At 38.5% G+C, this 18303-nt stretch carries 22 protein-coding genes; 14 read left to right on the forward strand and 8 right to left on the reverse strand.

Annotated features, from left to right (window positions below):
* Window positions 1–18: 18 nt before the first annotated feature.
* The gene (locus AC1M84_RS01425; protein WP_481594273.1) at window positions 19–795 is read left to right on the forward strand and encodes a Rossmann-like and DUF2520 domain-containing protein; all 777 of its coding nucleotides are present in this window, start codon (window positions 19–21) and stop codon (window positions 793–795) included.
* 27 nt (window positions 796–822) lie between these two features.
* On the opposite strand, the gene trmB is transcribed toward AC1M84_RS01425, so the two are convergent.
* The gene (trmB, locus tag AC1M84_RS01430; protein WP_481594274.1) at window positions 823–1539 is read right to left on the reverse strand and encodes a tRNA (guanosine(46)-N7)-methyltransferase TrmB; all 717 of its coding nucleotides are present in this window, start codon (window positions 1537–1539) and stop codon (window positions 823–825) included.
* Window positions 1540–1749: 210 nt separating this feature from the next.
* Between trmB and AC1M84_RS01435 the strand changes: the two genes are divergently transcribed.
* Window positions 1750–4212 carry an ExeM/NucH family extracellular endonuclease gene (locus AC1M84_RS01435; RefSeq protein ID WP_481594275.1) on the forward strand — a complete coding sequence of 821 codons (2463 nt, stop codon included), beginning with the start codon at window positions 1750–1752 and terminating at the stop codon, window positions 4210–4212.
* Between the two features lie 36 nt (window positions 4213–4248).
* Here the strand turns inward: AC1M84_RS01435 and AC1M84_RS01440 are convergent, their stop codons facing one another.
* Window positions 4249–5694, reverse strand: a complete 1446-nt coding sequence (locus tag AC1M84_RS01440) for a SulP family inorganic anion transporter (RefSeq protein ID WP_481594276.1) — start codon at window positions 5692–5694, stop codon at window positions 4249–4251.
* 209 nt (window positions 5695–5903) lie between these two features.
* Here AC1M84_RS01440 and AC1M84_RS01445 point away from each other — a divergent pair, with 209 nt between their 5' ends.
* The 3 genes from AC1M84_RS01445 to AC1M84_RS01455 all read left to right on the forward strand — a co-directional run bounded on the left by AC1M84_RS01445 (window position 5904) and on the right by AC1M84_RS01455 (window position 7436).
* A complete protein-coding gene (locus AC1M84_RS01445; RefSeq protein WP_481592946.1) occupies window positions 5904–6515 on the forward strand; it encodes a glutathione binding-like protein in 612 nt (203 codons plus the stop codon).
* A 263-nt stretch (window positions 6516–6778) separates the two neighbouring features.
* A complete protein-coding gene (locus tag AC1M84_RS01450) occupies window positions 6779–7045 on the forward strand; it encodes a glutathione S-transferase family protein (protein WP_481592947.1) in 267 nt (88 codons plus the stop codon).
* 46 nt (window positions 7046–7091) lie between these two features.
* The gene (locus AC1M84_RS01455; protein WP_481592948.1) at window positions 7092–7436 is read left to right on the forward strand and encodes a glutathione binding-like protein; all 345 of its coding nucleotides are present in this window, start codon (window positions 7092–7094) and stop codon (window positions 7434–7436) included.
* A 31-nt stretch (window positions 7437–7467) separates the two neighbouring features.
* Here the strand turns inward: AC1M84_RS01455 and AC1M84_RS01460 are convergent, their stop codons facing one another.
* From AC1M84_RS01460 to AC1M84_RS01480, 5 genes are all read right to left on the reverse strand, one after another.
* A complete protein-coding gene (locus tag AC1M84_RS01460; protein WP_481594277.1) occupies window positions 7468–8253 on the reverse strand; it encodes a thiazole synthase in 786 nt (261 codons plus the stop codon).
* A gap of 12 nt (window positions 8254–8265) precedes the next feature.
* Window positions 8266–8463, reverse strand: a complete 198-nt coding sequence (thiS, locus tag AC1M84_RS01465) for a sulfur carrier protein ThiS (protein ID WP_035265912.1) — start codon at window positions 8461–8463, stop codon at window positions 8266–8268.
* Between the two features lie 15 nt (window positions 8464–8478).
* Entirely contained in the window at window positions 8479–8844 is a 366-nt protein-coding gene (locus AC1M84_RS01470; protein ID WP_481593018.1) for a DUF423 domain-containing protein, read from the reverse strand.
* Window positions 8845–8962: 118 nt separating this feature from the next.
* Entirely contained in the window at window positions 8963–9832 is an 870-nt protein-coding gene (rpoH, locus tag AC1M84_RS01475) for an RNA polymerase sigma factor RpoH (RefSeq protein ID WP_035265916.1), read from the reverse strand.
* A 141-nt stretch (window positions 9833–9973) separates the two neighbouring features.
* Complete coding sequence (locus AC1M84_RS01480) at window positions 9974–10195, reverse strand: sulfurtransferase TusA family protein (RefSeq protein WP_035265917.1); 222 nt, start codon at window positions 10193–10195, stop codon at window positions 9974–9976.
* Between the two features lie 387 nt (window positions 10196–10582).
* Here AC1M84_RS01480 and AC1M84_RS01485 point away from each other — a divergent pair, with 387 nt between their 5' ends.
* Together AC1M84_RS01485 and rhlB are read left to right on the forward strand one after the other, a co-directional pair.
* Window positions 10583–10795, forward strand: coding sequence for a cold-shock protein (locus AC1M84_RS01485; RefSeq protein ID WP_004824348.1), 213 nt, complete (start codon window positions 10583–10585; stop codon window positions 10793–10795).
* A 106-nt stretch (window positions 10796–10901) separates the two neighbouring features.
* A complete protein-coding gene (gene rhlB / locus AC1M84_RS01490; RefSeq protein ID WP_035265921.1) occupies window positions 10902–12053 on the forward strand; it encodes an ATP-dependent RNA helicase RhlB in 1152 nt (383 codons plus the stop codon).
* Between the two features lie 48 nt (window positions 12054–12101).
* Here rhlB and AC1M84_RS01495 read toward each other — a convergent pair whose 3' ends face one another.
* Window positions 12102–12485 (reverse strand): hypothetical protein, encoded by a 384-nt coding sequence (locus tag AC1M84_RS01495; protein ID WP_481592949.1) that lies wholly within the window; start codon window positions 12483–12485, stop codon window positions 12102–12104.
* Window positions 12486–12716: 231 nt separating this feature from the next.
* Between AC1M84_RS01495 and AC1M84_RS01500 the strand changes: the two genes are divergently transcribed.
* The 7 genes from AC1M84_RS01500 to AC1M84_RS01530 all read left to right on the forward strand — a co-directional run bounded on the left by AC1M84_RS01500 (window position 12717) and on the right by AC1M84_RS01530 (window position 18292).
* Window positions 12717–13292 carry a nitroreductase family protein gene (locus tag AC1M84_RS01500; protein WP_481592950.1) on the forward strand — a complete coding sequence of 192 codons (576 nt, stop codon included), beginning with the start codon at window positions 12717–12719 and terminating at the stop codon, window positions 13290–13292.
* 53 nt (window positions 13293–13345) lie between these two features.
* Window positions 13346–14419, forward strand: a complete 1074-nt coding sequence (locus AC1M84_RS01505; protein WP_092766141.1) for an NAD(P)H-dependent glycerol-3-phosphate dehydrogenase — start codon at window positions 13346–13348, stop codon at window positions 14417–14419.
* Window positions 14420–14492: 73 nt separating this feature from the next.
* A complete protein-coding gene (locus AC1M84_RS01510; protein WP_481594278.1) occupies window positions 14493–14948 on the forward strand; it encodes a phosphoglycerate mutase family protein in 456 nt (151 codons plus the stop codon).
* Between the two features lie 41 nt (window positions 14949–14989).
* Window positions 14990–16132, forward strand: coding sequence for a type II secretion system protein GspL (gene gspL, locus AC1M84_RS01515; protein WP_481594279.1), 1143 nt, complete (start codon window positions 14990–14992; stop codon window positions 16130–16132).
* On the forward strand, window positions 16132–16611 hold the full coding sequence (gene gspM / locus AC1M84_RS01520; RefSeq protein WP_481592954.1) for a type II secretion system protein GspM: 480 nt from the start codon (window positions 16132–16134) through the stop codon (window positions 16609–16611). The genes gspL and gspM overlap by 1 nt, the downstream gene beginning before the upstream one ends.
* An 88-nt stretch (window positions 16612–16699) precedes the next feature.
* Window positions 16700–17704 (forward strand): quinone-dependent dihydroorotate dehydrogenase, encoded by a 1005-nt coding sequence (locus AC1M84_RS01525; RefSeq protein WP_092766145.1) that lies wholly within the window; start codon window positions 16700–16702, stop codon window positions 17702–17704.
* Between the two features lie 3 nt (window positions 17705–17707).
* Window positions 17708–18292, forward strand: a complete 585-nt coding sequence (locus AC1M84_RS01530) for a CvpA family protein (RefSeq protein ID WP_179998321.1) — start codon at window positions 17708–17710, stop codon at window positions 18290–18292.
* The last annotated feature ends 11 nt before the right edge of the window (window positions 18293–18303 follow it).

Here is an 18303-nt window from a genome sequence, read left to right on the forward strand (position 1 = left end):
AATATATGTGGAAGCGATATGCGTATTAGTGTGATTGGAGCAGGGCGCGTAGCTCATCATTTGGCTCAGGTATTGAGTCAACATCATGAGATTGTCCAAGTGTTTAGTCGAGAGCAATCTAAAGCCAATTTGTTGGCGGCTTTAGTAAGAGCTAGACCATGCAATGCAATTGAAGATCTCGAAAACACCGTTGATATTGCATTATTGGTGGTGAGTGATAAAGCAATTGAAGAAGTTGCTGAAAAAGTTGCAAAACAGCTTCCTCAGGCTTTAATTGTACATACGTCTGGCAGTACCCATATCTCTAAAATCACGCAATATCATGAACGTGCGGGTGTGTTTTACCCCCTGCAAACCTTTAGCTTTGAAAGTCAAATTGATTGGTTGAGTACGCCAATATTCGTTGAAGCGATGAGCGACCAAGATTTAGCATCCTTGACTCAAATGGCAAAAGAGTTCAGTCAAAAGGTTTATCAATATGACTCAAAACAGCGCTTGAGTTTGCATTTAGCAGCTGTCTTCGCGTGTAACTTTACCAACTACTGCTATGACGTCGCTAAGCAGCTCGTAGATGCACAAAAAGTCGATTTTAATTTATTGTACCCATTGATTTTGGAAACTGCGAAAAAAGCGACTTTAAATCCCCCAAAACAGGTGCAAACTGGTCCAGCGATGCGTGGTGATCAAAACATTATCCATATGCATCAAGAGATGCTGGCGCAGGCTGGGCGTACGGATTTAAGCCAAGTGTATAGTGTGGTGAGTGACCAAATTTATAAAAGACAATCAGAATAAAAAACAGGACTTAAGTCCTGTTTTTTATTATTGAATCTTTTTAAATAAGAAGTCGTTAATTTTATGGCCTTCATCAATTCCACGACGTTCAAACTTAGTTTGAGGACGCCAGTCAGGACGAGGATAACTGTTACCTTTACCCGCCATATTTTCTAAACGAGGACGGTTATCTAATACATCTAACATCCATTCTGCATAGGGTTCCCAATCGGTCGCAGCATGGAATGTTCCACCCATTTCAAGTTTTTCTTCAACTAAAGGCATACGATCGTGTGAGACGAAGCGACGTTTATGGTGACGTTTTTTCTGCCAAGGATCGGGGAAATAAAGTTGAATTGCATTGATACTGTTATCTGGCATTTCACGCAAAACTTGAATTGCATCCGCATCAAGTAAACGTAAGTTTGTCAAACCAGCCATACCCGCTTCATATACACATTGTGCAATGCCGGGAACATGTACTTCAATGCCGACATAATTGCGTTCAGGATTGGCTTTTGCCATAAGTACAAGAGAGCGCCCCATACCGAAACCGATTTCAACCGTCAATGGACGTTCAGGATGCTCAAATTGCTGACGTAAATCACCAACAGGATATTCCAAAATTAAGTGACCATATTGTTCAAGCGCAGTTCGTTGAGAAGTATTCAACGGAGATGAACGGCGCATAAATGTGACAATTTCGCGATGCTCGTTCAAGTTGTCTAATTCTACAACTTGCGGGTCTAATTGATCGTTCGACATAACTTTGGCAAATGAGAAAAAATTCGAATGCGGTATTTTAAGACCTGAGACTCCTAAGTCAAACCTTTTTCTACCTGAAAGCGCTACGTAGCTATCAATGATTTGTCGATCTATTCATGAACTTTTTCAAAATGTCATGAATTGTTCATCAACTTGTCATGCCTGTACACTAGGCTTGGAAAATAATATGAACAATGAATAAGACTTAAAATGAATAAAATAACGCTAAACAAATGGGTGTTCAATAAACTCACATTATCTTTATGTTTGATCGGATTTAGTTCAACGTCGTATGCTGAACTCATGATCAGCCAGTATGTGGATGGTAATAACAACAAGAAAGGTATTGAACTATACAATCCAGATGGAGGCGTTGTTGATTTATCCGCGTATCAATTAAAAATATTTCCGAATGGTCAAACCACTGCGAATTTGACGGTCAAGCTGCAAGGAACTTTAACAGCTCAGCAGCACTTTTTAATTGGACATTCAAATTTAAAAACTGAATTGGGTGAAGCTGTTCAGCAAACTGCTAACCTTTCATTTAATGGCGATGATGCAATTGTTCTCTATAAAAACAATGTGGCTGTCGACCGTTTTGGTGCGATTGGAACACAGCAAAACTGGGCAACCGGTTTAAGCTTTGAACGTACAAAGAAAACACATGATGTCGTTTCGATAGATCCATCTGCACCCTTTGAAATTCAAAAAGAGTGGGCTAAATGGTCGGATCGCAATGCTTTTAACCAGTATTTAGCGATTAGTACAAATGAACCAATAGAGCCATCTCCGACGACTCTAAGTTGTAACTCTGCGAATACACCTATCGCTGAACTCTCACAAGCAGCTAAGAATCAAAACTATACTGTGAAGGGGGTGATTACTGCGGATTATCGTTATGCGAATGGATTCTCAGGTTTCTATATCCAAACCCCTGATGCCAAAGCAAAACCCGATCTAACTAACGCGATTTTTGTATATGCTCCTGCTTCAAGTCCTATAAAAGGAGGAAAAGTCGGAGAAGAAGTCGTTCTTAAAGGTCGATTAACTGAATATCAAAATCAGTTACAGATTGATAATTTATCCGAAAATATTTTAACTTGTAATCAAGCGGCAAGTGCTTGGATAACGCCATTATCAATCGAGTTACCATTTGAGAGTTTAACTAACGCTTCAGGGCATGCGCCAAAGCGTTATCAAGGTATGTTGGTTAAAATACCTCAAACATTAACGGTAAGTGAAAATTACAATTATGGTCGCTACGGACAACTGTCATTAAGTCTAGGACGTTTGTTTATGCCGACCAATATTTATCCAGCTAAATCAGCAGAAGCAACGGCATTGGCGCAAAAAAATCTTTTGTCCAAAATTGAACTTGATGATGGATATAATGCACAAAATTTAACGCCTACACTGCCAAGTCAGTTTAGTGCTTTAAATACCCTACGTGCAGGTGATCAGTTAAATGCTGTTGAGGGTATTCTAGAATATCGATTTAATTCTTGGCGTATTCAACCTGTACAAGGTCGTACTCAAATCCAAATTAAAGCGAACAACCCGCGGCCACCGATGATTCAGAAAAATTCAAACCAAACCCGTGTCGTGGCTTTCAATGTTTTGAACTATGACAATGGCTTAAATGGTTTTCCAACTGAGCGAGGTGCTAGCAGCAAAGCTGAGTTTGAGAAGCAACATGCCAAAATAGTCAGTGCAATGAAAGAAATCGATGCTGATGTATTTGGTTTAATGGAAATTGCGAATAATGGTTATGGTGAAAATAGTGCCATTGCATATTTAACACGAGCACTTGGATCGGAGTGGAAATATATCACTCCGCCAAATTCAAATCGATTAGGTGATGATGCGATTGCTGTTGCGATTATTTACAACAGTAAGCGTGTAAAACCTGTTAACGCTGCTGCAGTGTTTGATGACCAGTCACAAAGAAATCGAGTGACCCTTGCTCAAAGTTTTCAACCAGTGAGTGGCGGTAAAATCTTTACGGTTATTCCGAATCATTTGAAGTCTAAAGGAAGTTGTCCTTCAAATGATCAATCTGCTGATGCGGATCAAGGTGATGGTCAGGGGTGTTGGAATGCGACACGAGTTAAAGCGGTACAACAACTTATGCAGTGGATTGCAAAGAATCCAACGCAAATTACAGGTCATACGAATACGCTCTTGATTGGTGATTTAAATAGTTATGCAAAAGAAGATCCAATTTTGGCTTTAGAGCGTGCTAATTATACGAATGTACTGGCGGACAAAGTTGTAGGGCTCGGCGAACAGGCGTATACCTATGTATTTGGTGTCGACAGTAACAAAGCTGGATTTGGTGGAGCAGGTAATTTGGATCATGCTTTAGCTGATGCTTCGCTCTTTCCTGCGGTTAAGCGTGCATTTGTATGGCACATTAACGCTGATGAGCCAACGAACCTAGACTATAACGAAGAATTTAAGACTACAGAGCAGAAGTCGCTCTTTTATGTAAATCATGCATTTAGATCTTCTGATCATGATCCAGTGATTGTCGACTTAGAACTTAACAGCTCAACAAATGCTGAGCAGCCACAGCGTGACACTACGTCAGGTGGTGGTTCGTTGAACTGGTTATCCATTTTAGGATTAAGCCTGTTAGCCTTGATTGGTTGGAGACGCAGAAACCATTCCTAAAACTTAGTAATAAAAAAGAGCCATTTGGCTCTTTTTTTAAGTATTTGAGATACGTTCTATCAATGTTACGCTCGCTTGGTTTAAACCAATCACACGTACCTGAGTCCCTTGAGCTTCAAATTTAGCCACGATATTCGCTAACATATTGACAGAAGTGATGTCCCAAATATGAGCATAGCTGAGATCTATTTCTACTTGCTTGATATCTTCTTTGAAATCAAAAAATGCATAAAAAATTTCTGCGCTACTGAAAAATATTTGACCTTTTACCGTATAGTAGCGCACGTGATTTTCTAATTCAGATTGAACTTTTACTTCACTCTCGAGTTTATTAATGAGAAATAGGGCTGACAGAATTACACCAATCAATACGCCTAGAGCAAGGTTATGTGTTGCAAGAACAATCACCACGACAGTAAGCATGACAACATTACTTTGCACGGGATGTTTGCGGAAATTTTTTACTGAATCCCAATTAAATGTGGTGAACGCGACCATGATCATAATGGCGACTAAAGCAGCCATAGGAATATAAGCCAACCAATCTTTAAAGAAGACCACGAGACATAGCAAAAAAACACCAGCCACTAATGTCGATAATCTTGTTCTAGCACCTGAGCTGACATTGATGATGGATTGACCGATCATTGCACATCCAGCCATACCCCCCATAAAGCCACTTACCATGTTCGCGATCCCTTGACCGCGACATTCTTGATGACGATCTCCTTCAGACTCAGTCATTTCATCAATCACAGTCGTAGTCATCATGGTCTCAAGCAAACCAACTGTGGCGAGCGTGAGAGAGTACGGTAAAATAATAAGTAAAGTGTCGAGATTGAATGGAATTTCAGGAATTAAAAATACAGGCAAGGTATCTGGAAATGTACCCAAATCATTGACTGTTCTCATGTCAGCGCCAAGTAGAAGTGCCAATACACTGAGTACAATAATACACACTAATGGCGATGGTATGATTTTTCCGATTTTGGGTAAATAGGGAAATGCGTAAATGACCAATAAACCAATCGCTAAAAATATATAGCCTAAGCTATTCATTTGAGCAATTTCTGGAAATTGAGCGATAAAAATGAGAATCGCTAAAGCATTTAAGAAACCATAGACCACTGACTGGGAAACAAAACGCATGAGTTTTGCGACTTTGAGATATCCAGCGATAATTTGAATTACACCTGTCAGAATCGTAGCTGCCAATAAATATTGTAATCCGTGTTCTTTAACAAGAATGATCATCAGCAGCGCCATCGCACCTGTAGCAGCCGAAATCATAGCAGTCCTACCACCAAAGAAGGCGATCGTAACAGCTATACAGAATGAGGCATACAGACCTATCTGAGGATCAACGCCAGCAATTGCCGAAAATGCGATTGACTCTGGAATCAAAGCTAAACCTACGACCAAGCCTGCAAGTACGTCGGTTCGAATGTTAGAAAACCACTGATCTTTCTTTAAATAAATCACAATTTGCCTTTCACAAAGATGTAGCAGCGCTATGGTAAAACATCACACAAATAAAAGCTGAAAAAAGCTTGAAAATTAATTCAATCTGCACAATATTCATAAGGAGATCATCGATGTTTACGCTTGCTTGCAATTTAAAAAACAGTTCTTATTGAAAAAAAGCGTGAAGCAATTTAAAAATGATAGTAGTTAGATAACAAGGAAAAAGTATGAAGTTGTATTATTCGCCAGGTGCATGTTCACTCGCAGCGCATATTATTTTAAATGAAATTAATGTTGATTTTGATTTGGTTCGTGTTGATCTTAAAACTCATACCACTGAAAAAGGCGAAGATTACTTCGCAATTAATCCTAAAGGCTATGTGCCGGCGCTAGAAATTAATCCTGGCTTAATTTTAACGGAAAATGTCGCAATTTTACCATTTTTGGCACAGCATGATCCTGCTCAAGATTTAATTCCACCTTCTGGATTAGGTCGAGCAAAAGTACTGGAGTGGCTTGGTTATCTAAATTCTGAATTACACGATGCTTATGCAGTGTTTTTTGGTGCACCACTCACTGACGATGCTAAACAAAAAGCGTATGCCGAAGTTGATCGTTTACTGACATTCATTGATAAAACAATTGGTGAATCTACTAATGATTATTTGGTAGATGATAATTTTGGACCTGCAGATGCGTACTTATTTGTACTCACCAATTGGTCTAATCATATTGAACATGACTTGAGTCCTTATAAAAATATTATTCATATACGCAATAAAGTTGCAGAGCGTCAGTCTGTACAGATTGCGATGCGAGATGAAGGATTGATTCCTTAACAGGTAAGGTTTCGTTCCGTTTGTTTCGAGAAAGAGCCGAAAGGCTCTTTTTTACTCTAAAATTTTCAAAGAAATTTCACAAATATTTTTCAGAAATAGAGAGCATTAAAAAGACAAATTTTTCATCATCATTCGTTTCAGATTCAGTGGTAATTCATTAAATAAGATATCGTTATTCATGATATTTTTTGAACTAAACATTATTTAAGTTGCTGATTTAAATCTGATATTTATATTTTGTATTTAAATTGTTGGACTAAAAAATGAGTTTGAAATTATATTCTTACAACGAATCAGGTAACAGTTATAAAGTACGTCTGTTAGCAGCATTATTGAAAGTGGATCTTGAAATTGTAGAACTAGATTATTTCAGTGATGAACAGCATAGTGAGAAATTTTTAAAAATTAATCCTAAAGGCGAAGTGCCAGCATTAGTAGATGGCGATATTGTTTTAACTGATTCTGCCGCAATTTTGGTGTATTTAGCAGGTAAATATTTAGATAAAACACATGGTGGTCTGAAGATTTAGTAAACAAGCTAAAATTGTAGATTGGCTTGCCTTTGCTGCCAGTTGGGTGCAATTAGGGGTTTTCACGGCACGCGCGATATTGTCTTTCAAAGGTCCATACAATGGTTTGGGATTAGAAAGTACCGAGCAAACATTTAAAGAGGCGAAAATACGTGGTCACAAATCTTTGGCTATTTTAGATGGTGTGCTCAAAGACCGTGAATGGTTAGCGAATAATAGACCAACTATTGCGGATATCGCAGTGTTTGTCTATGTCGCGTTAGCACCGATGGGTGATATTTCTCTAGAGCCTTATCCAAATGTACGCGCTTGGATTGAAAGAATAAAAGTTTTACCTAACTTTATCAAAATTGACGGATTGGATGATCCTTTGTATCGTCGAGTGAGTTAAGAAAAAACCCACTTTAAAAAGTGGGTTTTTTTTATTTAAAAAAGTATCCAGTTTCTGGAGAGCTTGCATTTGCCATACGTTTGCGTGGCATACGACCAGCAAGATAAGCCTCGCGTCCAGCTTCAACGGCTTTTTTCATGGCAGAAGCCATTAGAATCGGATTCTGTGCAGCAGCAATCGCAGTGTTCATGAGTACGCCATCACAACCTAATTCCATCGCAATAGCAGCATCACTAGCTGTACCAACCCCAGCATCCACCAAGACAGGGACTTTGGCATTTTCTTTGATGATAGAAATGGTATGTGGATTAAGAATACCTAAACCAGAACCAATTAAACTCCCCAAAGGCATAATAGCGACACAGCCCATATTCTCAAGTTCTTGCGCGACGATAGGATCATCAGAGGTATAAACCATGATTTCAAAACCATCATCGATCAATGTTCTTGCAGCTTTTAAGGTTTCAGTAATATTAGGATAAAGCGTTTTTTCATCACCTAATACTTCAAGCTTGACTAAATTGTGACCATCTAAAAGTTCACGTGCGAGCATACAAGTGCGAATGGCACTATTGGCATCAAAGCAACCAGCTGTATTGGGAAGAATGGTGTATTTTTCCGGTGGAATCACTGAGAGCAGGTTAGGTTGATCTGGATTTTGACCAATGTTTACGCGACGGATTGCAACAGTAACGATCTCAGCACCACTGGCTTGGATGGCTAAGTCAGTTTCCTGCATATCCTTATATTTTCCAGTGCCCACTAATAGTCGTGAACTAAATGAACGTGATCCTATGATCAACGGACTATCTTCCATATTTACTCCGAGTTAACCACCGCCAACAGCATGAATTATTTCTATACGGTCAGCATCTGAAATAGGGGTATCTGCCAGTTTGCTTTTTGAAATGATCATTTCATTTTTTTCAACAGCAAATCGTTTACCTTCAAGCGATAATTCTTGAACCAGTTCTAATAAGTTTTGGCATTGCGTTTGAATCGACTCGCCATTTAAAAATATATTCATTGGATGACCTTCAATTTAATGCTGAATTTTGAATGATTGCCATGCTAAAAGTAGCCAGCCAATAATCATCAATGCTCCACCAAGAGGTGTAATTGCACCCAACCCGCGTGGGAGTCCTAAAGCCATGAGATATAGAGATCCACAAAATAAAATGATACCGAACTGGATGAAGATAAAACTGAATTGAGTTGAAAAGTTTGGAATTATTTTCGGTATGAGTGCGAGTATTAATAATCCTATTGCATGATAAAAGAAATAATCAGTTGAAGTCTGCCACCATGTCAGTTGGGCTTCGGTTGCACGAGCTTTAAGGCCATGAGCGCCGAAAGCACCCAGCATTACGGCAAGCGCTAAATTAATGGCTGATATTGAGATCCACATCAGGTTATTCCCAATCAAAAATTGCGTCATACGATAGCATACATGACGTAGGATTTTTTTAAATTTGCATATCGTGAAATACAAAAAAAGAGCTTATAGCTCTTTTTTTGTAATCGTATTAATTTGATGACATGGCGATCTTGATCTTGTCCATGGCATTTTTTTCAAGCTGGCGAATACGTTCAGCGGAAACATTATATTCGGCTGCTAGTTCATGCAACGTAGACTTATCATCATCTAACCAGCGGCGCTGTAAAATATTGCGTGAACGATCATCCAGCTGATCCATTGCTTCATGTAAAGCAGAGGTGCTCTGAGATTCATAATCTTCTTCCTCTGCTAAACGAGCAGGATCATAACGATTATCCTCTAAGTAAAGCGCAGGAGCGACATGAACTGAGCTTTCATCATCTTCATCGGATTGAGCTTCGAAGGCTGCGTCATAAGCTGTTAAACGGCCTTCCATTTCAAGAACTTGTTCAGCTGTTACATTTAAATCAGCCGCAATAGATTGCGCTTCCTCGAGCGTTAATTTCTTGCTCGATTTTTTTAAGCTTCTTAAGTTGAAGAACAGTTTACGTTGAGCTTTAGTTGTCGCAATTTTAACAATACGCCAGTTACGAATCACATATTCGTGGATTTCAGCTTTAATCCAATGTACTGCAAAAGAAACTAAGCGTACTCCCATATTAGGATCGAAGCGTTTTACAGCTTTCATCAAGCCTAAATTACCTTCTTGGATTAAATCGCCTTGAGGTAAGCCGTAACCTGCGTAACTGCGGGCAATATGCACAACAAAACGAAGGTGGGACATCACCAGCATTTTAGCTGCGTCTAGATCTTGGTCATAAAAATAACGTTCAGCTAACTCTTTTTCTTGTTCAGCTGTCAAAATAGGGATCTGGTTTACAGTACTAATGTAAGCACCTAAATTGACCCCGGGCGCAGACAATGACAGGGGCATCAATTGATTGCTGCTGTCAGTCATGAGTACTCCTTATAGGAAAATAGTTTAAAAAACCAATTACATTCATCTTAATCCTTATAGCATACAGAATTAAGCGAATTTGGGTAGTGAAATGTAAATTTAAATACAATATTTATCCATGATTAATTTAGATGAAAATACCTAAGATTCAATCACGTAATGAAATTCAGAATCCGAAACTTGTTTAAATGCGCATGTCAATTTATGTAGCTGACAATAACGTTGAATATCGATTTGACTGTTCGGATCTGAAGCTTTTAATAAAAATTGCTGAGGTGCACTATTTTGTTTCATCGATTTCTTAAGTAGCAGTAAAGGTAAAGGGCAAGGTTTCCCCATCGCATCGATTAACACTTGAGACATAGTAAAACACGAGATTGAATAATAAAGTGGGTCATTATTCTAGCAAAAGTGTGACTTAAGAATAAAATTAAATGATTTAGATGAACTGTTCAAATAAAGTGCAATTTTTGCACTAAATTTGTGTGATTAATATACAAGTTTCAGTTAGATAATTAGCTAAAATTTTTCTATTAATTGTGTTGTACCCATGTTAAGCTCAATGCGTACTTAAGGATTGCGTAGAGAAATTTGTTCTCTAAGCCTTATTTATAATGGATATAACCGGGATTTTGTTAATAGTTTTACAGAATGATTACAAGCTTTGAAATAAAAAATGTTTTAAAATTTGTTTGCTCTGCTGTTTGCAACACCGGGTGGTCCCTTTTCTTACCAACTGAGGATTAACTTATGACAGCTCGCGAACAAGGCGTTGTTAAGTGGTTTAACGATACTAAAGGTTTTGGCTTTATTCAACGCGCAGGCGGTGATGACGTATTCGTTCATTTCCGTGCTATTCAAGGTGAAGGCCACCGTTCACTTCGTGACGGTCAACGCGTAGAATTCAGCGTTGTACAAGGTCAAAAAGGTTTTCAAGCTGAAGAAGTTCAGCCTTTAGACTAATCCTACTTTTCACTGAAAATTAGGTTGCGCTCCAATTTTGATAAATTGGGGCGTTTTTTGTTTATACTATAGACCATTATCAAATATTGATTGTAGAGCCCTTTATATGTCATCAGGTTTCGAAACCCTTAATTTACATCCGCAACTTAAGCAAGCGATTGATGCTTTAGGGTTTAATGAAATGACCCCCATTCAACAGAAAGTATTGAAATATACGTTGGCAGGGCATGATGCAATTGGACGTGCACAAACAGGCACAGGAAAAACTGCAGCATTCTTAATTAGTGTTATTAATGATTTATTGAACAATCCGATACAAACACAGCGTTATCGTGGTGAACCCCGAGCTCTAATTATGGCACCAACGCGTGAGCTTGCGATTCAAATTGAAAACGATGCACGTGATCTGACTAAGTTTACCGACTTAAATGTTGTGACTTTGGTGGGTGGCGTAGACTTCGATAAGCAAAAAAAACAACTGGATGAAAATTTCGTAGATATTCTTGTCGCGACACCAGGTCGTTTGATTGATTTTACTGAACAAAAAGAAATTTGGTTGGATCAAATTGAATTTTTAGTCATTGATGAGGCAGATCGTTTACTGGATATGGGATTTATTCCTTCTGTTAAACGCATTGTGCGATTCTCTCCACGCAAAGAACAACGTCAAACCTTAATGTTCTCTGCTACGTTTAGTTATGATGTACTCAATCTTGCTCAACAATGGTTATTTGAACCTGTTACTGTCGAAATTGAGCCTGAGAAAAAAACCAATGCTGACGTAGAGCAACGTGTTTATGTGGTTGGGAAATCAGATAAATACAAATTGCTGCAAGAAATATTGCGTGATGAGCCCATTGAAAAAGTCATGATATTTGCAAATCGCCGTGATCAGGTCCGTAAGCTGTATGATCATCTTAAGCATGATGGTTACAAGGTAGTGATGTTATCTGGTGAAATCGCGCAAGATAAACGTTTAAAGATGTTGGATCAATTTAAAAATGGCAAACACAACATTATGATCGCAACAGATGTGGCTGGTCGAGGTATTCATGTGGATGGTGTGTCACACGTGATTAATTTTACTCTACCTGAGCAGTCTGATGATTATGTACACCGTATAGGGCGTACAGGTCGAGCAGGCACAAGAGGGGTGAGTATCAGTTTCTTGTCAGAAGATGATGCTTTTTATTTACCTGAGATCGAAAAAGCGATTGGTCAAAAGATTCCATTAACACGTTTAGATGGTTATTGCTAATTGCTCAATAAAAAAGTCCCTTCAAAGGGACTTTTTTTATAGGAAAATTTAGCGGGCTGTATTACAGCTGAAGGTGATTGTTGTTTGGTAGTCGGTATCTTTTTCGATTGTATTTTTAGTACCGATTACAGAGCCAAGTACTGATGAAGCGGCTGTTATGAGTTTACCAGTCTGTTCATCTACAACACCTTTTAGAGCGCCGTTATATTCAGTTTTTTCGTCAATTAGGACAGGTGCAGAATTCTTACCGCAAGTTTTGTTCGCGGCAGAAATTGCATTATTTTTTGCAAGAACTTGGGTTTTGCCTAATCCTGACACCTCATATTGATTGTTTGGTTTTTGAATGGCAAGTGTTTCAGTCGGTGTTGATGCACAAGCACTCAGGAGAATTGTCGTAGTCGCTAATGAAGCCAATGTCATTAATTTTTTCATTTTATTTTTCCTTTAGCATTTGCAATATAAAGTTTAGAGCTCTGTCATGTATGCTAGGGCTTAAATTCCAAAGAATTAAGCATGTTTTGTATCGATTTTGAAGTGAAATACCTGATTTCTGTTTGATTGTAATCATGCTGGATGCATTGTGTATAAGTATAACTGTAGAGTAGTTTTCAATGTTTATGCTAAGCTTAAGTACATAGTGTTAGTTTAAAGATTAGTCTTCAAATGTCAGATCAATTTTCTCAAGTAGTGCATGACAATATTCATCAGCGTCAATCCGTTGGTCATTTGGTAGAACCTCATCCTAACGCAGAACAATTAGAATTAGCTTTTAAAGCCGCTTTAACCGCACCCGATCATCATCGTCTGAAACCGACGCAATTTATTGTTGTGAAAGGAGATCAACGTGAAGCATTTGGTGTTTTACTCAGTGAAGCAGTAGCAGACCTTGGTGAAACTGATTCAATTCAAATTGAACGCGTACGTCATCATCCTATGCGTGCACCTATGCTGATTATCGCTGTAACACGATTTCATGATCATGCGAAAGTTCCATATTTTGAGCAAACTTTAAGTTCAGGCGCTGCAATACAAAATCTTTTGCTCAGTTTACAAGCTCAGGGTTTCAATACCATGTGGCGCAGTGGTGCTGTTGTGGAGTCAGATCTATTTAAAAGAAAGTTAGGGCTACAAACGCATGATTTAATTTCAGGTATCATTTATGTAGGGACTGCTTTTAAGGCGATTGCACCACGCACTGAGATTGAAACAGATGCATTCGTCAGTTTTTGGCAGCCGTAATTGCAACTTTGCAAATTTAACGATTAGAAAAAGAATGTTTAGGATTTAAAAGAATGTCGGAATTAAAGTTTTCAGATTTGGTCGAGCCAGTTGCAATTGATCATAAAACAGCCTTGCGTGTTACGATTCTTGGTGGTGGTAGTTTTGGTACAGCCATGGCGAATACGGCAGTGCGAAATGGTTGTGACACCATGATTTGGATTCGTGATGAGGAAATTGCGAATGAAATCAATCGAACACATGTTAATTCAAGATATTTGCCAGATTATAACCTTGAGCCAGCATTAAAAGCAGAATCCAATCTTGAAAAGGCTGTTCGAGATCGAGACATTATTTTGGTCGCTATTCCGAGCCATTCATTCCGAGATGTACTCAAACAGATCAAGCCCTTTATCACTGCTCAGGCGGTTGTATCACTCACAAAAGGGATCGAAGCTAAAACCTTTAGTTTCATGAGTGATATTATTCGTGAAGAGCTTCCAGAAGTACCTTATGGCGTTCTTTCGGGCCCAAATTTAGCGAAAGAAATTATGTCAGGAATGCCTGCTGGAACAGTGATTGCCAGCCATTCTGAATTGGTGAGATATGCAGTGCAGCAAGCATTACACAGTGCACTATTTCGTGTATTTGGAAGCGATGATGTACATGGCGTGGAGCTTGGAGGCGCACTTAAAAATATCTATGCTGTCGCAATGGGGATGGCTGCAGCCTACAACGTTGGCGAAAATACCAAAAGTATGATTTTGACACGTGCGTTGGCGGAAATGAGTCGCTTTGCTGTACAGCTAGGCGCAAATCCACTGACATTCTTAGGTTTGTCTGGTGTTGGCGATTTATTCGCAACGTGTAATAGTCCTTTAAGTCGAAATTATCAAGTTGGATTTGCTTTAGGTTCAGGTAAAACCTTAGAGCAGGCAACGACGGAACTGGGTCAAACAGCTGAAGGGATTAATACCATTGTGCAAGTGAATGCAAGAGCCAAAGAGCTTGATGTCTATATGCCAATCACCACAGCACTCTACGAAGTGATTTATGAAGGCGCACCACCATTACATATTGCATTATCTTTGATGAAGAATGGTCATCGAAGTGATGTTGAATTCGTATTGCCGCATCATAAAGTTTAAGATTAATGAATGGTTTATCATCATTGTCATAATGTTTAGATATGATGGATGACACATGGTTTAAGGAAAACAAATGCAACTCACTTTAGTTCGTCATGGTGAAGCCGCTCCACCAATTAATGGTAATGACTCGAAACGACCACTGACTGAGCGGGGTCATATTCAAGCTGAACAAACTGCGCACTTTTTAAAAGACGTAGTAGCACCTGATATATTTGTAGTGAGTACTTTGCTCAGGGCGCAGGAAACTTTAAAACATATACAGCTATTCTTTCCAAATGTTGAAGTTTTAATATGTGATAAAATTAAACCTGACGATGATGCTAAAGTTGCAGTTGAGTGGTTATCTCAACTACCTTTTGAGAATATTGTGGTTGTATGTCATATGAATATTGTGGCATATATTGAAGAAATTATTACGTCTGAATTTTTTAATCCTTTTGCACTTGCTGAAGCGAGGATTTATGATCAGACAGTCATTGCTGCGGGACTTTCCACAAAATTAAAACATTTTGTACCGTCAGCTTAATAACCATAAGTTTTAATGAATAAAACGGCAGAATAAAATTAATGTTGTATTTATGGATGCCAGTGTCGAATGGGGTTTGGCTCTGGTCAAATGGTGAAAATTGGAATTCATCAACAACGCTAGAAGAGTTAATTCAAGATACTCAACCGTATCATGGACAAGAAGCTGTTGTATTCTTTTCAAGCCATGATGTGCAAATTATTGAACAGAATATGCCCAAAGCGCAATTCAAGCAAATTGGAAGCGAAGGCGCTAAATATTTACTTGAAGAATATACCATTCACTCCATTGATCAGATGAAAGTGCTTACTCAATTTGAGGCACCAGATCAATTGTCAGTAATGGGGATCAGTCAATACCAAGTCCAGACAATGCAACATGCTCTGAACTTGATTCCGGTGAAAGTGGTTGCGCTATTACCCGATTTTTTGGTCTTACCAGTGCCAGAACAGGGGCAAACTATTTTAGCCAATATTTATGGGCATTTATTGGCGAGAACAGGATCAAATCAAGGTTTTGCGATTGATGATTTAGCATTGTTTTTGGATCTATTGCCAAAGCCTATACATATTTTGCATGATCGGTTAAATGATGATCAGATGATGAGTTTGATTCATGCAACGGAACAAAATGAGCGGGAAAGCTTTAATTATGTATTTAAAGCTGAAAAAAAATTAAAGAATCATCCATTCAATGTTTTGCCTAAAGCAAAAAACACAGAGGGTGGAATCTCAGGCTATTGGAAAGCATGTGCAGCACTGCTTGTGGGCTTGCTTGTAGTGCAATTCAGTTATGATTTAGTGCGTTGGGTAAAGTTAAAAAAAGTATCTGATCAAACGGCTTTGGTTGCGGTAGAGCAATATCAATCTTGGTTTGGACCCAATAGTCGTCTCAATGAGCAAAATTTGCGAAGCCAATTTGAAAGTAATTTGCGGATGAGTAAACCTGCAAATACTGAGGTCTTACAGTTAATCAGCCGTGTAGGTCCGATTTTAATGCAACATCAAATTATCGCAAATCGTGTTTCTTATGAAGCATCTGGTTTAAGTATGGATTTGGTGGCGGACTCATCCGAAAAATTACAAAATCTAATTCAGCAAATGAATCAGCAAGGCTTCAAAGCTGAACTTGGGAATGTGCAAACTCAGGATAAAATGGTCGTTGGTTTGGTGAAAGTACAATAATGAAAACTTTAGAAAAATTTCAAAATCAATTTGATCAATTATTTGAAAAGATTGATGACTATTTATCGTCATTGAGTGTACGTGAGCGTGTACTTGTCATCGCTGCAACGATTATCGTTGTCGTCGCATTGATTGGTTCTGCTTTGTGGAAAATGCATGAAGCAGCAGATAATCAGCAAAAAAGATTGAATGAACTGAAAGACACATTGGTGTGGATGCAATCCAATGTGGTGACAATGAAATCTTCAACAGATTTAAGCCTAACACCTTCGGATAAAATTCTGCGTGTGGCACAACAAGCAGGATTATCTGTGGTCACACAACCAAGCGATAATAAATTGATGATCAGTGCTGAGCATGAAAACTACGCGATCCTCGCAAATTTTCTTACCCAATTGGTTCAAATGGGTTTAAGTGTTGAAAAATTGGAACTTATTAAGTCTGGAGCTGCGATTAAATTAACAGCATCAGTACAGTAAGTGGTGAAAATAAACCTATGACAGGCATAGCGTTTTGGGCATACTCAGCCTATAATGTGGCAACTTAAAAAACCGCAGTTTTTGAGATATGTTATATTCGCTTGCTCGTCCATTTCTATTTTCATTGGCGCCTGAGCGTGCACATGATTTGACATTATCAATGCTTAAATCGACATATAAGTTTGGCATAATGCGTCAAAAAATAGACCCAAAGCCAGTGACTTGTATGGGTATTCAATTTCCAAACCCAGTTGGTTTGGCTGCAGGTTTAGATAAAAATGGTGCATATATTGATGCACTTGCGAGTTTAGGTTTTGGTTTTATCGAAATTGGAACCATTACCCCTCGACCTCAATCTGGAAATCCTCAACCGCGTTTATTCCGCCTTCCAGAGGCTCAAGCGATTATTAATCGTATGGGTTTTAATAATGATGGTGTAGATCAGCTGATTGAGAATGTTAAGGCAGCAAATTATAAAGGTGTATTAGGCATCAATATCGGTAAGAACGCCGATACAGCAGTTGAAGATGCTGTAACTGATTATCTCATTTGTTTAGAAAAAGTTTATAATTACGCATCTTATATTACTGTTAATATTTCATCTCCGAATACCAAGAACTTACGTAGTTTACAAAGTGGACATGCATTAACAGAACTTCTTGAAACTTTAAAAAATCGTCAACTTGAACTTGCTGAACAATATCAACATTATGTTCCACTGGTATTAAAGGTTGCCCCAGATTTAACTGAGTCAGATATTGAATTTATTGCATCTCAATTAATTCAATTTAAAATTGATGGTCTGATTGTGACCAATACGACTTTGTCACGTGAGGGTGTAGAAAATTTAGCGCATGGTGATGAAGCAGGTGGTTTATCTGGTGCGCCTGTATTTGAAAAAAGTACACAATGTCTATCTGCATTTTCAAAATTACTTCAAGGTCAAATCCCATTGATTGGTGTTGGTGGTATTCTTAGTGGTGATCAAGCCGCGACTAAACAGCAATCGGGTGCGCAATTGGTTCAAATTTATAGTGGTCTAATTTATACAGGGCCAAAACTGATTAAAGATTGCGTACAAGCTATGACCTAATCTATGAATACCATCGATATCTTTATACTGATTATTCTGCTCATTGGAGGGCTTAACGGTTTGCGTCAAGGATTCGTTAAAGCCTTTGCGAACTTGGTAGGATGGATTTTTGCACTCATTATGGGTGCAAAATTTGCGGGTCAAATTGCGCCTTCAATGTCCGCACTCAGTCAAGATCCTGTGGTTCAAAAAATAGCGGCATTTGCTTTTATTGTTCTGATTATTGTTGTTTTGACTTGGATCGTCACTGCAATATTAAATCGGTTGCTGAAAAGCTTAAAGCTTGGTCCATTAAATCGATTGGCAGGTGGTGCATTTGGCACCTTGAAAGGTCTCTTAATCGTCCTCATTACTATGCAAGGGATTGGTTCATTTGTAGAGAGCTCTCCACATTGGAAACAATCTAAGTTTATTCAAACTTTATTGCCTTACGCGCCTTTAGCGACTGAGTACACCAAAGAGACAGCGTCAAAAGCTTTAAGTCATATGAAATCAGAAGAGTCGAATCAATCATCAGATTCTTCTCGTCAATCATCTTCTGAACAAGATGATTCGTCATCTCATTCAACGAATAATCCTTTTTATTAATCCTAGCTTGT

The sequence above is a fragment of the Acinetobacter sp. 24-47-66 genome, from assembly GCF_056779755.1.